Origin of the sequence: Vibrio sp. 1151_11 (assembly GCF_029478525.1) — a bacterium.
GTDB classification, from domain to species: domain Bacteria; phylum Pseudomonadota; class Gammaproteobacteria; order Enterobacterales; family Vibrionaceae; genus Vibrio; species Vibrio anguillarum.
In genome coordinates this window covers 1-15,877 of record NZ_SHMN01000036.1, presented here as the reverse complement: position 1 = coordinate 15,877, position 15,877 = coordinate 1, and the positions used below count along the sequence as shown (strand labels likewise).

General features: G+C 39.7%; 17 protein-coding genes and 2 pseudogenes. 2 read left to right on the top strand and 17 right to left on the bottom strand.

The genetic code is table 11. The features are described 5' to 3' along the window. Nucleotides 1-97: pseudogene (locus EXZ60_RS17440) on the bottom strand (GNAT family N-acetyltransferase); the annotation flags it as partial. Nucleotides 98-641: 544 nt separating this feature from the next. Continuing rightward, nucleotides 642-777, bottom strand: a pseudogene (locus tag EXZ60_RS19225) (DUF3265 domain-containing protein); the annotation flags it as partial. A 287-nt stretch (nt 778-1,064) separates the two neighbouring features. On the opposite strand from EXZ60_RS19225, the gene EXZ60_RS17435 reads away from it, so the two are divergent. Next, nucleotides 1,065-1,553 (top strand): hypothetical protein, encoded by a 489-nt coding sequence (locus EXZ60_RS17435; RefSeq protein WP_277436058.1) that lies wholly within the window; start codon nt 1,065-1,067, stop codon nt 1,551-1,553. A 407-nt stretch (nt 1,554-1,960) separates the two neighbouring features. Here EXZ60_RS17435 and EXZ60_RS17430 read toward each other — a convergent pair whose 3' ends face one another. The 11 genes from EXZ60_RS17430 to EXZ60_RS17355 form a co-directional block, all read right to left on the bottom strand. Next, nucleotides 1,961-2,425 (bottom strand): GNAT family N-acetyltransferase, encoded by a 465-nt coding sequence (locus EXZ60_RS17430; RefSeq protein WP_277436057.1) that lies wholly within the window; start codon nt 2,423-2,425, stop codon nt 1,961-1,963. A gap of 134 nt (nt 2,426-2,559) precedes the next feature. Further along, nucleotides 2,560-3,162: a histidine phosphatase family protein gene (locus tag EXZ60_RS17420; protein ID WP_114730815.1), complete on the bottom strand. Its 603-nt coding sequence runs from the start codon at nt 3,160-3,162 to the stop codon at nt 2,560-2,562. A 225-nt stretch (nt 3,163-3,387) separates the two neighbouring features. Beyond that, a complete protein-coding gene (locus EXZ60_RS17415) occupies nt 3,388-3,795 on the bottom strand; it encodes an SH3 domain-containing protein (protein ID WP_170908066.1) in 408 nt (135 codons plus the stop codon). 147 nt (nt 3,796-3,942) lie between these two features. After that, nucleotides 3,943-4,695, bottom strand: a complete 753-nt coding sequence (locus EXZ60_RS17410; protein WP_277436056.1) for an SDR family oxidoreductase — start codon at nt 4,693-4,695, stop codon at nt 3,943-3,945. A gap of 722 nt (nt 4,696-5,417) precedes the next feature. Then, nucleotides 5,418-5,900, bottom strand: a complete 483-nt coding sequence (locus EXZ60_RS17400) for a tetratricopeptide repeat protein (protein ID WP_046265424.1) — start codon at nt 5,898-5,900, stop codon at nt 5,418-5,420. Nucleotides 5,901-6,052: 152 nt separating this feature from the next. Next, nucleotides 6,053-6,280, bottom strand: coding sequence for a hypothetical protein (locus tag EXZ60_RS17390; RefSeq protein WP_045459997.1), 228 nt, complete (start codon nt 6,278-6,280; stop codon nt 6,053-6,055). Nucleotides 6,281-7,101: 821 nt separating this feature from the next. Then, nucleotides 7,102-7,434: a hypothetical protein gene (locus tag EXZ60_RS17380; protein WP_277436055.1), complete on the bottom strand. Its 333-nt coding sequence runs from the start codon at nt 7,432-7,434 to the stop codon at nt 7,102-7,104. A gap of 488 nt (nt 7,435-7,922) precedes the next feature. Beyond that, the gene (locus tag EXZ60_RS17375) at nt 7,923-8,282 is read right to left on the bottom strand and encodes a DUF805 domain-containing protein (RefSeq protein ID WP_194568935.1); all 360 of its coding nucleotides are present in this window, start codon (nt 8,280-8,282) and stop codon (nt 7,923-7,925) included. A 40-nt stretch (nt 8,283-8,322) separates the two neighbouring features. Then, nucleotides 8,323-8,643 (bottom strand): hypothetical protein, encoded by a 321-nt coding sequence (locus EXZ60_RS17370; RefSeq protein ID WP_194568933.1) that lies wholly within the window; start codon nt 8,641-8,643, stop codon nt 8,323-8,325. Nucleotides 8,644-9,306: 663 nt separating this feature from the next. Next, entirely contained in the window at nt 9,307-9,924 is a 618-nt protein-coding gene (locus tag EXZ60_RS17365) for a hypothetical protein (protein WP_277436054.1), read from the bottom strand. 136 nt (nt 9,925-10,060) lie between these two features. Next, the gene (locus tag EXZ60_RS17355) at nt 10,061-10,963 is read right to left on the bottom strand and encodes a hypothetical protein (RefSeq protein WP_277436053.1); all 903 of its coding nucleotides are present in this window, start codon (nt 10,961-10,963) and stop codon (nt 10,061-10,063) included. A gap of 234 nt (nt 10,964-11,197) precedes the next feature. Between EXZ60_RS17355 and EXZ60_RS17350 the strand changes: the two genes are divergently transcribed. Next, nucleotides 11,198-11,476, top strand: coding sequence for a hypothetical protein (locus tag EXZ60_RS17350; RefSeq protein ID WP_277436052.1), 279 nt, complete (start codon nt 11,198-11,200; stop codon nt 11,474-11,476). Nucleotides 11,477-11,662: 186 nt separating this feature from the next. Here the strand turns inward: EXZ60_RS17350 and EXZ60_RS17345 are convergent, their stop codons facing one another. The 4 genes from EXZ60_RS17345 to EXZ60_RS17320 form a co-directional block, all read right to left on the bottom strand. Further along, complete coding sequence (locus EXZ60_RS17345; RefSeq protein WP_277436051.1) at nt 11,663-12,382, bottom strand: hypothetical protein; 720 nt, start codon at nt 12,380-12,382, stop codon at nt 11,663-11,665. 2 nt (nt 12,383-12,384) lie between these two features. Further along, nucleotides 12,385-13,368 carry an ImmA/IrrE family metallo-endopeptidase gene (locus tag EXZ60_RS17340; protein ID WP_063344802.1) on the bottom strand — a complete coding sequence of 328 codons (984 nt, stop codon included), beginning with the start codon at nt 13,366-13,368 and terminating at the stop codon, nt 12,385-12,387. A 772-nt stretch (nt 13,369-14,140) separates the two neighbouring features. Then, the gene (locus EXZ60_RS17330; RefSeq protein ID WP_277436050.1) at nt 14,141-14,875 is read right to left on the bottom strand and encodes a DUF2971 domain-containing protein; all 735 of its coding nucleotides are present in this window, start codon (nt 14,873-14,875) and stop codon (nt 14,141-14,143) included. A 157-nt stretch (nt 14,876-15,032) separates the two neighbouring features. Continuing rightward, nucleotides 15,033-15,596, bottom strand: coding sequence for a sugar O-acetyltransferase (locus EXZ60_RS17320; RefSeq protein ID WP_088733285.1), 564 nt, complete (start codon nt 15,594-15,596; stop codon nt 15,033-15,035). Between the last annotated feature and the right edge of the window lie 281 nt (nt 15,597-15,877).

Sequence of the window (15,877 nt, the reverse complement as noted above, 5' to 3'; positions counted from 1 at the left end):
GGGAATAGTCTCGTCGATTCACGTTACGAACTGTATGATAAAAAAGCTTCCACAACTCACTTGCGTCAGAATCTTCGTATTTTCTAATTTTGATCATGCTACTTATACCAACATTCAGCTAACGCCCGGCTAAGGGGTTGACAACGCACCGCCGAACTTAAAAAAACACACTTACAACACTGAACTGCAATTTTGCATTAAAGTCGCCACGCGTTGGCAATCCCTCTTGAGCCGTTTGTTATGCAAATTCAATAAGATAAACTGACTTTACTCGATCAAAAGCCACGATTGCAATGGTTGAGTGATTCAAGAACCAACCCAAGCAAGAACTGTGATAAATAAGCCGCCAAAACAAAGCCCACCCTTCAGCAACAAACCAAGCTTTTGAATCAGGAAAACTCCACGAGCGAAACCTTCAGCAAGTGAAAAATGCTCGATAAACTTGCCCTTTCCACACTTTACACACGCTGAATTGACAACAAACCAGCGCTAAAACTGATTGAGGCAAACAAAGAACCTTGCTTGTTTTACGGCTTGAGTTAACCACGAATCCAAGGGTGAAAAAGCTCATTTGCCGACAACACAAAACGAATGGCCAGAGAAATCCCAAACGATTGAGCCCCTAAATTTACCTGAGTTGCATAACGCCGCGTTAAGGGGTGAATGCCGCCTAAACCAACTTTCCGCAGGTCACTTTCACCACCAAAACTGACTGCAAACCAAAAATGCCACGCGGCATGAATCCCGCTTAAACGCCTTGTTATGTTTAAGACTCAAAGGGTTAAGTTTTACGATACCAAGAGCTTAACTCGACTTACCTTTGAAAACCAAAACCAGACACTAAAAAGCTGAATTAACCCATAAAATTTATTGTACTAGACACAAGGAAGCAGCTAGTAATTAACATTAAAATAAATTACATAAAACCTTGAACATTCCTTTTTTTTTTGGAAAAACATTAACTCCCACTAGAACATCATTCAGATAGCACCTATTTTTATAAACGGAACAAATGTTCGACAATTCAACCAAATCATTAACTATCAAATCAAAAAGGAAATAATATGACGTCAGAAATCACTTCAACAATTAATATTAATGAATCAAGCATTGATTCACCAAATAGAAATGACTTGACCACCACAGTAAAAAATGACCTTTCTATAGGAGAGATTATCATCCACAAAATGGTTGAACATGGAGACTTGATTTATGTAACTAAAAGCTCCCACATAAAGCCTGGCGAGGAGTGGAAAGTCGATATTGAGGCTAAGGGTGCAGGTTCAAATGTTGTGCTAAATATTACTATGCCCAATCAATCAGGATGGGCCATAATTGCTGCAACCCCTGCAAATAAAAGTAACTACTTTAAGGTTCAACATAATAAATATCGCTACAACGATGCTCAAGATGCGGAAGACGCAGCAGAGAAACAAGATAAACATTACGATACATCAGAAACTTATGATGAAGTAGCAAATGGATATAAAGCGATAATCAATATAACTAGTGAAACGCACGCTCATTGCTCTATTGTATTTAGAGATGAGTAAAATAAATAACAACCAATCCTAAATACTAAGGTTACCATTCTTTACCTCGCGTAAGAATGGTAACTTGCAGATATCATTAAATAACAAAAACAGGACATAGCGGATGTTATAACACGACAACTCTGCTTTACTTGTCTATTTTTAAATTTTGTATAGCACAAACTTAACATGACCAAATTACTGATGTGATTTACTTATTTTGTGACTTTCACAAGTCACGATGTCTGGCAAAAAAATAAAAGACTAAAAGGAGAAAATGAGGGAAAGACAGATTTTAATTGACTAAACATAACGCCCGGCTAAGGGGTTGGCAACGCACCGCCGAACTTAAAAAACACACCGTAAACGATGAACTTCAATTTTGCACTAAAGTCGCCAAGCGTTGGCAATCCCTCTTGAGCCGTTTGTTATGAAGCAATTTCACACACCATACCAACGAAGTTTTCATCACCACTATCTGTGATTTGGTAGCCTAAACTACTATAAAAGCCTATGGCTGATTTGTTGCTTTTAAAACTAGATAATGTAATGAGATTTCTATTTGCTTCAGCCGCTAGTTGATGGATGTGATTGATAACCTTAAAACCCAATTTTTTCTTCTGATGATCTGGAAAGATGATCAACAAGTGGATATGAAATGCTTGATCGTACGGTTTGAAGCAAATAAGACCGACTCTTTGATTTCGATAAGTTACCCAATAATACCAGCTATGCTGATATTCAGTAGTTAAGCGATGATACTGGTATTCATCATCCCACCCATAAATGGGTTCAACATGAAGTTTAAGAGCTTGCTTTGTCGCCGAAAATACATTGCAAAACTCTGATTGAGCTACTGGTTCCAGTACGATATTTTCATGTGGTTTAGTCATGATTGCCTCCTGCTTCATAACGCCCGCTTAAGGGGCAGCCAACGCCACTACTAACTTTCCGCATAATACCGTAATCACAGAAACCAACGCATAGTAAAAATGCTGCGCGTTGGCTGTCCCTCTTGAAGCGTTTGTTATGCTACTGCCTCAACCGGCATACAGTTAACTCTTTCCGCAACACCGTTTTCGACGATGAAAAATGCGTCTTGCGGTAAATCTTGGGCCCAAACGTCTTGATAACAGAGATTTTGCAAAAGCCCTCTCAATACAATTCCCGTAAGACCGTGGCTCACAACAACGATATCTTGTTCATCCGGCAACTCAGAAAGCCAAGAGAGTAGTCTAGCTCGAACAGCCTCATAAGATTCACTGCTTGGTGCTCTCAAATACCAATCTCTTTGGGCAAGTAAATTAGGATTGTTTTCAACCAAATTTGGGATTGTTTGCTGCTCCCAATCACCCAATGAAAACTCCTTTAAACGATCATCCTGCAACAAATCTAATGGGGAATAATCGATTGCTTCACAGATAATATTTGCAGTCTGCACGGCTCGGCCAAGAGAGCTGCAATACACTTGATAACTACACCCAGACAAATGCTTCTTTAACTCAGTCCCAACAGAAAGTGCTTGTGCTTTTCCTTTGTTCGTAAGTGGTGAATTGCAATGCCCTTGCAATTTTTGCTCTGAATTAAACACCGTCTCACCGTGTCTTATAACGTATATCTTCTTAGTCATTTGTTAATCCAAAATACAACAATGACTAACAAGACTATAAGAACTGTTCGGTTACTTCAAAAAATAGAATTTGAGTCAGTTTTGACTCGTAGCATAACGCCCGGCTAAGGGGTTGACAACGCACCACCGAACTCAAAAAACATACTGTAAACGCTGAACTTCAATTTTGCACTAAAGCCGCCACGCGTTGGCAATCCCTCTTGAGCCGTTTGTTATAAGCAATTTTTAGTTGATCCTCTTGAGATGCTTTTGGCTCACCCAATAAAAAGACGATTTATAACGAATCATAGCCCAACCGCTGACAAATGAATGCACATACACTCTTTGACCTTTACTTAAAGTACCAACAATCTCTTTCAAACCAAATGGATTGTCGCGAACATTTAGTTTGGTAGCAGTTACCTCATAGTCGCCAGCTCTTATTTCACTTTGAGATGTATATTTAGATGACTGAACACTAGTAGAAGATTTGGGTGATGTGTAAGTATTTGAGGAGTAAGTGCCTATACGACAAGTTTTCTTCCATGAAATGCATGAGTTTCCACATGGCTGCCCTTTTTTACAGTTCTTGGCTTGAGCGTTGAACCCAAAAGTCAAACCAAGGAACAAAACTAAAAGAATCTTATATTTCACTCTCATTATCCCATAATTGCTTATAACGCCCAATTAAGGGGTGAGCCACGCGGCCACGGCACTCAATTTGAACACCGTAAACGCTAGACTCAACCCGAACTAAAAATGCCAAGCGTGGGGAATCCCTCTTAAATTGTTTGTTATGTATTACAGGCCGCCTGCCAAATCTAAGTAGTTTCCTGTCGAAAACGAAGACTTTTCAGACGCTAACCAATAGATGCCTTCTGCAACTTCTTCAGCCGTACCACCACGTTGAAGAGGAATGATACTTTTAAGCCTGTCGACTCTTTCAGGCTCTCCTCCGTCGGAATGCATATCAGTATAAATTAGCCCCGGACGAACACAATTAACCCTAATTCCTTCCGCTGCGACTTCTAATGAAAGCCCCTTAGTTAAAGTATCGATCGCACCTTTTGAAGCTGCATAATCGATGTACTCATTTGGAGAGCCAGATCGAGATGCGCCAGAAGAGACATTTACAATTACACCGCCATTTCCACCGCGTCGGGTAGACATACGTTTTACCGCTTCACGACTGCACAAAAAGTAACTCGTTACATTATTGGTTAATATTGCATTGATTCTGTCGGCGGTCATTTCCTCTAGCCGACATTGTTTACGCAGAATTCCAGCATTATTCACCAAAACAGACACTCGACCTAGTTCACGATCTATATGTTCAAACATTTGAACAACCGACTGTTCATCAGATACATCAGCTTGAACCGTAATGCAGATGCCGCCACTTAATGTGATTTCTGATGCAAGTTTTTCCGCTGCGCTAGAGTTAGACTTGTAGTTGATGCAGACAGAATAGCCTTTCGATACAAACAGCTTTGTAGTCGCAGCTCCAATTCCACGGCTACCGCCAGTAACTAAGACTACTTTTGAACTTGTCATAAACTATCCCTAATTGATGAATTTGAAGTAATACATAACGCCCGCTTAAGGGGCAGACAACACTACTACCAACTTTCCGCATAACACCGTAATCACAAAAACCAACGCATAATAAAAATGCCACGCGTTGGCTGTCCCTCTTGAAGCGTTTGTTAGCTGCTGCACTTTAGCCGGAGATTTACTACCCAACGACCTAATTTAAAACACATTATTGCTTTCAAACGACAAAGTAAAACGGACAATTTAGAAACTAAAACCTAATCCACGAAACTCACTTGGCAAAGAAGAAATAACAGGAAAACTGACGAGCTTCTAGGACTTAAATTTACAAAGAATTCTTTCGAAGAAGCCAACAACCAAGTGCGCAAAACCCATTTAAGCGCGAAAGAGCCTCAAAACCAAAGAAGCCACACCAAAGAAATAAACAAACACATCACTTCCCGTAAGAAGACTTCGGTTAGTTCAAACACTTCACGAACAGTGCCACTGGCGAGATACGCGGAAAAGTGCTGACTTTCAGGTGTAAAGCTAGAGCCTCAGACTAAGAAAAATAAACACGTAATTTGATGATTTTTCTTAACCTCAGCTAACGCCCAATTAAGGTGTGAAGCACGCTACCACAACACTCAAACTGGACGCCGTAATCACTGAACTAGACCCAAACAAAAAGTGCCAAGCGTGCTGAATCACTCTTAAATTGTTTGTTATAAGCGTGTTTCGTTTTACCACATTCTATCTAAATCTTGTGCGTATAAAGAAATAGCTCGCTGATACTCTTTAATTGCGTCACTGTTCGTGGTTGATACTAAAAGCTCGAGTAGTAATGATGTTGCTTCTTTATGACGTCCTAAGTTGTAGAGACACATGGCATAGAAAGGCTGAACTTCAATAGAACTAGGGTACTCTTTTAGAGTTTGCTCAAAATAGCTTAACGCCTCCGAATACATGCCAAGACTTCGATAGGTACTCGCTAGCCCGAATAAAGCATCGAACCTTTCTACCGACGATAACAGACCTGAAAGAGATGACAGATAATGAGTAACCGCTTCTTGCTCTTTACCTTCGTTGTCGTATGACCAAGCAATTTGCAGGTGAGCCCTAGCAGAATAAGTTTCATCGTTTAACAGCGTTTTTAGCAAAGCTCTCGACTCTTGGTACTTAGCCTCTTTCCGCAATTTAATTGCTTGTTTGATGATACTTTCCATAATTTCCCTCGAAGCTTATAACGCCCTGTTAAGGTGTGAGCAACGCAATACCAAAGCTCCCGCATACCGCTTTAAACACAAAACGCAACGCATAGCAAAAATGCCAAGCGTTGCGAATCACTCTTAAACAGATTGTTATGTTCGTTCTAAAGTTATTTGAGTTTCTTCTTTACTTGCTCAATTACACCTTCACAACAGCCGTCGACTTCAAAGCTTAATTTACTGAGGCTATTACCCTTTATTTTAACTTTTGGTGCTTTGCCATGCTCTTTACAGCGAACAGAACCAACTGTTTTCTTAACGTTATCAACCACGCTAGATAAAGCTGCTTTTTCAATAGCGTTATTTATGCCTTTTACATCACAAGAAATGTTAATCATGGAAAGTATCCTTCTACTTACAACATTCGATAACAGATTAAATTAGATAGCTCAAATAATGCAATCAGTTTGATATGAAGAGTGTGTAATTTGCCACAAAATTAGGACTTAGGTCAATTTCACGCAAAAGAGCATAACGCCCGCTTAAGGGGCAGACAACGCTACTACTAACTTTCCGCATAACACCGTAATCACAAAAACCAACGCATAGTAAAAATGCCGCGCGTTGGCTGTCCCTCTTGAAGCGTTTGTTAGGCCAACCAATTGACACCGAGACTTTCAAAAACAAAGAACAGGCTTTTTTGTAAACTTAAAACTAACTAACCGATTCATTTATAAACTAAAATTTCAAATCAACAAAGAAACAAAAAACTCAAATTGAGCGATTTGGAAGAAAAGTGACGAGCGTAGCATTCTCGGCGGACGTTTGGATGCTGAAGGTTATTTTGCCGCTGAATTCACAACGCTAAACAACCCAACGCGATCAAGAAACAACAAATATGTGATGACGATTTATTGCTTAAGTCCAGGCGTGAGAACATGGAATTTACCGTTCAATTTCAACTCGATTTAGCTGATAAAAACTCACTTTGCCTAACGCTGAATTAAGCTGCTGCCAACGCACAATGTCATTAAAAGCAATGCACCGTAATCACTAAACCCATTTAGAGCAGATTCAGCCACGCGTTGGTAGTCAGGCTTGAATTTCTTGTTAGGTTTTACTATTTAACCTTCACCCACTTGGCAAAGAACCCCGCTAGATTAACGCATTGCATTGAACCAATTCCAAGCATTTCACTCAATTTGACAGCCAAATGCGACTAACTTAAAACAACTATTTTTCTGAGCCGATTAATAAAACCAAAGCGCTTTTGTGCCAGAGAAACCTTTAGCCAACCTGCTCGATTTTCCAATGAAGCAACCCACGAATTTTGACATGAGGAATAGTTAATGAAACGTGATGATTTGGGCAGACCAAGCTGATTTGCTGAAAGCCGTAAACGAATGGCCAGAGAAATCCCCAAATCTTTTCCCCAATAATGATGCTTTTCTCTTCGTAAACCTAACGCCCGGCTAAGGGGTTGACAACGCACCGCCGAACTCAAAAAACACACTGTAAACTCTGAACTGCAATTTTGCACTAAAGCCGCCACGCGTTGGCAATCCCTCTTGAGCCGTTTGTTAGGCCAACCGATTGACACCGATACTTTCACAACCAAAGAACGAGCTTTTTTGTAAACTTAAAACAAACTAACCGATTCATTTATAAACCAAAACCCTAAATCAGCAAAGAAACAAAAAATTCAAATTGAGCGGTTTGGAAGAAAAGTGACGAGCGTAGCATGCTCGGCGGACGTTTGGATGCTGAAGGTTATTTTGCCGCTAAATTCACAGCGATAAACAACCCAACGCGATCAAGAAACAGCAAATATGTGATGATTATTTATTGCTGAAGTTAAGCCACAAAACATGGAATTTACTGCTCAATTTCAACTCGATTTAGCTGATAAAAACTCACCTTGCCTAACGCCAAATTAAGGTGTGAACAACGCTGACACCTTACCTAACGCATTGTGCCATAAACACTAAACCGACTTGAAGTGAGGGCGCCAAGCGTTGTGAATCACTCTTAAATTTCTTGTTAGGCAAATGTTTCGCCCGACTCCTTAGGGTTGGAGCCATATTCATTACTTCCTTCATTTCCGTCAGTTGCTGCGAATATGATAAGCACTATCAATCCAATTAATGGGATCAGCCCAATTAAAACCCACCACCCTGTGCGACCAATATCGTGTAGCCTACGAACAGTAACAGCTATACCTGGAATTAAAACTGCCAACCCGTAAATAGTACCGATAAATACAGTACCCAAGAAGCCATCAACAAACCCCAAAATGAAAGAAAAAATGAGGTTAAATAAAAAGAACATCCAGTATTCCTTTCGTCTAGCCCTTCCACTAAAAACTGCATACTTCTTTAAAACAGCCAAATACCAATCCATTTTATTTCCTCTGTTAGTTATAAACACCGTTGTTAGAAACTTATTCGCCACCTAAGCTAATTGCAACGCTTATTGCATACGAATCGTCACCATAAATGGTTTTAACCATTGATTCTACTTCATTTCCTAGCTTGCTTACTATCACGTCATTTAACGAGTTGGCACGATAAACAACCGTAATACTAGTTAATTCACCATTATGGATATTCCAACTTATTTCTGCTTTAGCACCGAGATTATTGATACTTAGATCATTAAACTGCTTTTCTTTATTGTCCATATCTTGGAATGCTTCGAAAGGAGAGCATGCTGCAATACCAATAAGCAAAAGCGAACTTAAAGTTAATTTCAAAACTGTCATTGAAGATCCTAAGGAAATTTTGCCTAACGCCCGGCTAAGGGGTTGACAACGCACCGCCGAACTCAAAAAACCACTGTAAACACTGAACTTCAATTTTGCACTAAAGTCGCCAAGCGTTGGCAATCCCTCTTGAGCCGTTTGTTATGCAAATTCAATAAGATAAACTGACTTTACTCGATCAAAAGCCACGATTGCAATGGTTGAGTGATTCAAGAACCAACCCAAGCAAAAACTGTGATAAATGAACCGCCAAAACAAAGTCCACCTTTCAACAACCAACCAAGCTTTTGAATGAGACAAACTCAACAAGCAAGACTTTCAGCAGTTGTAAAACGCTCGATAAACTTGCTCTTTCCACACTTTGCGCACGCTGAATTGGCAACGAACCAGCGCTAAAATTGATTGAGGCAAACAAAGAACCTTAGCTGTTTTACGGCTTGAGTGAACCACGGATTTGAGGGTAAAAGTGCTCATTTGCCGACAACACAAAACGAATGGCCGGAGAAATCCAAAAGATTGAACCCCTAAAATTACCTGAGTTGCATAACGCCGCGTTAAGTAGTGAGCAACGCCACCACCCTACCTAAAACCTTGCCACCTTAAACACCAAAGCTGACTTGAACTAAAAATGCCGAGCGTTGGGAATCTGTCTTAAACGCTTTGTTATGGCTTGGGATACGATGTAGTTGCTAGTTCTGATATAACGACTGCTGTACTTTTCGGGTTCGCAGATAAGTTACCAAGGTGCAGTCGCCCCATAGCTACGAGGACATCTTCAGATGTCCCCCTAGCAGCTCCCCAATCGCCAGGGCTTTCATATGCAGAATGTCCATGCTCCAATTGAAATACACGCTCCATTTCCTTATAAAAAGAAATATTCAAATGACACAATGTATCGATCAACTCTTGACCAGAAATTGTATCTATAATTCCGTGAGCCAGCTTGTTTCTGTATACACAGCTAAAAGAGAAAAACAAATCTCTTAGCTTGATCATATCAGGGTAGTTTGCAGATAAATGCGAGATAGCCACTGATTGATTCCGATGAGATGAGGAATCTAATAAATACCAAGCCTTAGCCACCATGCTCTTAATATCTAAGTGTGCTGTATCGACAATTGTTCTAGCTGTCTCGTATTGTACTGAGTTTAAACGTAAGCCAATGAGAAAAACACGTTTTAGGTAGCCTTCGACATGGCGATGGATTTTAAGTACATCATCAGAAGAATAAGACGCATAAGACTTATCCAGTACCTTCTTTAAATTTACATTGGATATCATATTTCCTCACTCCGAGCCATAACGCCCTGTTAAGGGGTGAGCAACGCAATACTGATGCCGCCGCATACCGCCTAAAACACTAAAACCAACGCATAGTGAAAATGCCACGCGTTGCGAATCCCTCTTAAACAGTTTGTTATACGGTGGGAACTTCACCTATTTGCTTTAAGTCCACTAGAGTTGTCATAAACTCTACTGAATTATATGCACTTGATATTTTAGGTTCTTCGGCACCTCGTAGACGAAACTTCCCATAGACCAGAAACTGCTTGTCGAAATCAATGATCGGTAACTTGAGTTTCTTGGAGATTCTTATTACCGGATAAACTTTCAACCCTTTGACATTTTTCGGTTTGCACTCAAAATATTCAAAATCGTCTACCACACCAGAAAAAACTTTTCGCGTAATCTTTAGGTCAATAGCCGCATCTACGTACGTGCTTTTAGTTAGGCAATGTTGAAAATAGCGGTATTGCCCAATCCCAAAGAAAAAATCTTTCCATTTGATGGTACTTTTGTTGACCTTGATTTCAAGACCATCACGCTCTTTAGGGTTTTTCTTTCCATATACATATAACTTGGCTAAATCGCTACAAGTTTTAACGTAACAGGGCATCTTGCCCCTGTTGTAAAAAACACGTTTTGTCGTATCTTCAGGAATCTGGTCGGCGAAGATTTCTTCTTTTCTCTTTAACTGCGATGCCTCTTCGTGGTTTAAAATATGAACCCTAAACAAAGTCTCACCATCGGCAATAGCATCTTCAACATTTGAGGTTCCAATTTTAGCCTCGATTTCATAGTTACCCGAGGTTTTAAAACTGCAATTATCTGAGTGGTCAAAATTTTGAAATAAGCGGAAGATAGCTGGAATTAGCTTACCAGTATTTCTCCTTTTATGTCCCACAACATGTGTAACTCTCGCCTGACAACTTCTACCTCCACAAAATATAGGTTTGGGATAACCTAGATCTTCATATTGGTCGATATAGATCGTATTACCAGCTTTATCTCTGACAAACGGAATAGCAACTCCGCTCATGTTAAATTACCTCCGTATAACGCCCTGTTAAGGGGTGAGCAACGCTAACACCGAACCCAAAATAACCACCGTAATCACAACACCTAATTTGGAACCAAAAATCTCATGCGTTGAGAATCCCTCTTAAACAGTTTGTTATAAGCCATTATTTTAACTCATATTTATGACTTTCATCACAGCATAGAACCACAAAAGATAACAGTATGCACCAAAACACACAGCAACGAGGTAAATATGAGCTTTATCGATGTAAAAAACAAAAATGGCACAGCGGACAAAAATCCACCTGCTGGCTATACAAGCTGGTTGAATTTCTGGGAGAGCAAAAAGGGCAAAAAAGCGACTACTTGCGAAGTTTTATCTTGCTCAGGTGAGCCTGATGTAGGTGGACATGTGATCAAATCTGGTGAAGGAAGTAAGGAATACATCCTACCTATTTGCTACTCATGCAATAACAAGCCTGACGATTCTGTTTTCAAAGCATGGGAAAACGACCTAGTCTCAGTCAAGTAAACTAATATCGTGCCAGATTATCAAGTAGTTTGGCGCGAATGGCATATAACGCCGCATTAAGGTGTGAGCAACGCTACCACGAAACTAAAGCTATACGCCATAAACACAAAACCCAACGATGACAACAAAAATGCCAAGCGTTGGGAATCACTCTTAAATGCTTTGTTATGTGGGTATTCCACCGCACTATTCAGTCGTAGCGGCTAACTCACCTTCATGTCCAGCTTGGTCATCGGGAATAACCCAAGCTGTTAAAGTTGAAAGGTATGACTGTGTATCTCTACGAAGCGACGCAACGTTGAGCTGAAGATTTTCAAATACTCTCGACTCTTCCGCTTGTTCAAGCCCCTCAAAGCACATACGTAATGTCGAATCAACTTTAAGACCTAACCCCAGTGCCACTAGAAACTTTTGCTTAACGTACTCAAAACTAAACTCCTTGATGAGAAATATCATGATTTGTTCAAAGCATACAAAAGCTTCTTCTAACTTTTCCATATGCACTGAAATATTCTCATCTTGAGCTAAAGCCTTTAAAAAACGCTTATCTCCAGTAAACATTATCGATTCTTCACGCTCGATCATACTTTGTAGAAGCTGCATTTCCCCAACGTCTAAGCCATCGTCAGAAATTGCCATAGCTTCGAGCAAAGCACTGTCTGTAATCTCACAATCTACTTCAGTTACCGCTGTATCGATAAAATTCTGAATTCTGCCTATTACTTCTGGAGTATGCTTTTTTTCTTGCCTTGCTCTTTTACTTTCACCGTTAGGGCAAAATTTAAAGCGTAATGTATTTAGAACTTCTAGATTGCCATAGCGTTCTCTTAGTATCGGAGTCGCATAATCTAGTAGATCAAGTTGAGCCAACTTATGAACGATGTCGTTATCAATTAGTAATGTCAAAGCTAGCCCTCGATATTCATTAAATTGAATAAGAAATCTAACTCATCATCACCGACTTCAAGCTCATCGATATTGTTTAAAAATAGTTCTTTTAAATCGTCTTGCCATGTTAACTCAGGGTAGAGCAAGTTAAGTGCCTTATTTGCAACTCCCCAACTCCCCGTGGTATGTCCCCAGTTTAATGCGATATGCCCGGGATCAATATGACGCTCTTCACCCTTGAGCTTCGCTGCTTGCGCTAGAGCCTCACCCGTTAAACGAGTTCTAGAAGTAAATCGAGTACCTTCATCACCAGTTAGTAGAGCCAAAGCAAAGCTATTTGCTTCCATCTCTTGTTGGTCGATTTCATCATTCTCATTTATTGATTCATCGATGATCGCTTGACCACTATCTAAGTGACCAGAGAAAACATGTCCCATTTCATGAGCAAGCAAGAACAATAATGCACTTTCGTGCTTCTGTTTTTTTGTGATCGCGATTACTGGTCGACCATTTACTTCCTGTACAACCGCATCCATTTTTTTGGATGTAGGTAGATCTGGTAGAAATAAAACAGGAACACCTTTACTCCAGCAATATTCAGCTAAAGAATAAAGATTAACGCATGAATAGCCGCTAGCTAATATCTGCTCTCTAATCACAGAGGGCGCTGAAAAATGAACATAGTCGTTCAAAACGATTTTCTCAGCGGTTTTAGAAACGGAATGTACTAAACCAGTCGCAGCTAAAAGATCGTTAACAGCTTTATTACCAGCTTTTCTGTAGCAAGCAGAAACGTCTTTGAACTTTAACTCAGCATCTGGATCTAAGACTGACTTTATATCTAAATTTAGTGATTTAGATATTGATAAAATAGCTTGCTGGGTTGCACCTGAAGAAGAAGCTAACGAATTGTCCCACCAATAAGGTGCGACTTTTGCCAACTTTGTATCCAACCTTTTAAGGCGAGTAATAAAGTCTTTCATAGGATTTTGCTTTTTAGTCATAAAAACCTCCTATACATATGTTATTTGGGCGGTTTATAGCATATATGAAGATAGAATTCATCAATTCGTTTCATAGTCGTGATATTGTTAGCCACATAACGCCCAATTAAGTGGTGAACAACGCACTGGCCAAGCCACTGCATTGCACCGTAAACACTTTACCTGACGCATAGTAAAACTGCCACGCGTTGAGAATCCACTTAAATTGTTTGTTATGTGAATTTTACCGTAAATTCAAAGTAAACCACCGTAGAAACGAAGGAATTTTAATAAGTTACGTGAAAAACCAATGCTTACCAAAACCTAAATTTCACAGCGATCTTAGCCAAAGAGAGCCACTTGCAGAATCAACAACAAAGAAAGCGCCCTTTCAGCAACCGCTAAATTTTTTGCATCACCAGATTTTCAGAGCTGAATGTCAGCAAATGAATCAGTCAAAAAGACATTTCAATTAAAGCGATTTGAAACTGACGAAATTCAACACAAACCAGATCCAAAACTTAATTGAGGCAACCCAAGAGACTTGGACGTGACCAATTGAAGCTCTTTCACGAACTCATTTCGACTAAGCCAACTTGCCGAAAGCACAGAACGAATCCTCAATGAAATCGTAGCATTAACCTCAAAAACTCATCCAACACATAACGCCCAATTAAGGTGTGAAGCACGCAACCACGACACTTAATTTGACCACCGTAAACACTGAACTCAACCCAAACCAAAAATGCCAAGCGTGCTGAATCACTCTTAAATTGTTTGTTATAGGGCTTTACTACAATGAATATGCTCTTATATTCATAGAATACTCTTCCATACTCGGTTCTGCTTTATAAACAACCAAACTTTCATATGTAGAGTTAATAATTGACCTGAGTTCATCATCTAATTTCTCATGGTCAAAACGGTAACCTAATATAATTGAACGTATGCGCTTAGTTTCAAGAGGCTTGTCTATGTGCGCGTCTTTTATTCCACTTGGATTGACATCTATGAAACGATACTCATCCTCGTATACCCAATCATTATGCTTTGTCATGATTGCAGCCCATAGATTTTTCATGAACTTTTCATTTTCTAGTAGTTCCTTTTTCATCATAACTTCCACTTCAGAGTCAGATATGTCAGGGTATTTACTGAGAATAATTGACTTCATTTCCTGAGTTGAATAATAAAATGGTTTTAGTTTTTCATACTCAACTTTCTGATATGGAAACTGACTATCTAACTCATACTCCAAAATATAACCTGCATGATGACTAGCATAATGTGACCACATAATCGGTGAACTTGGATTTCTACTCATAGATGCAATTCTTAGGTGTTTATTAATCACATCTGAAAATGCATCTTCTCGCTTGCCATCAAGCGTTTCAAAAAAAATCTTACTATCATAAGGGTCATTGAATTGATCAGCAGAAACGTACCTTAAAGCATGATACTTAAGTGGAGCGAGTATCGATTCAACTGACGCATCTTTACCAGCACTGTAATATTTAAAAAAATTCACTATTTATACCTTATGCTAACTCTGCCCTATAACGCCCGCTTAAGGGGCAGACAACGCTACTGCCAACTTACCGCATAACACCGTAATCACTAAAACCAACGCATAATAAAAATGCCACGCGTTGGCTGTCCCTCTTGAAGCGTTTGTTATGAGTAAATTATGGCTTAGCGCTGATTTCTTTTAACACTTTCGCTGGGTTACCACCAATTACGACATTGTCTCCAAAACTCTTCGTTACCACTGCACCAGAGGCTACCACCACATTATTCCCAAGGGTCACACCAGGATTGATAACCGCATTACCACCTATCCAACAATTGTCACCAATGGTTATTGGCTTTGCTAACTCTAAACCACTGTTCCTCTCGGTTGGGTCTAAGGGATGTGTTGCAGTATAAATTCCAACTTGAGGTGCAAGTAAACAGTTCTTACCAAATTTTACTTCCGCAACATCCAAAATCACGCAGCCGAAATTAGCATAGAAATTATCACCAACATGAATGTTAGAGCCATAGTCACAATTGAAAGAAGATTCAATGTGAATATTGTCACCTGTTGTGCCGAACAAATGCTTAATTATTTCAACACGCTTTTGTTGAAACTCAACAGAGGTTGTATTCAACTTTTCAGTTAACAATCTAGCGTTCAATCTTAGCTTTAATAAGTCTTCATCACTTGGATCATAAAGCTTACCTGCTAACATTTTTTCTTTTTCTGACATTAAATTTGGACTCCAATACCAATTTACTCATAACGCCCTGTTAAGGTGTGAGCAACGCAATACCGAAGCCGCCGCATAGCACCTTAAACACTAAAACCAACGCATAGTAAAAATGCCACGCGTTGCGAATCACTCTTAAACAGATTGTTAGGCTTCTTGGATTCAAGTACGAAGTGCGACACCTCTGAACATAAAAACAGTGAGATGCGATAATCATGAAGTTTGCTCCCGCCAAGAAGTAAAAAACATGAAATACACGCACCTCACTGAGAACGAAAGGT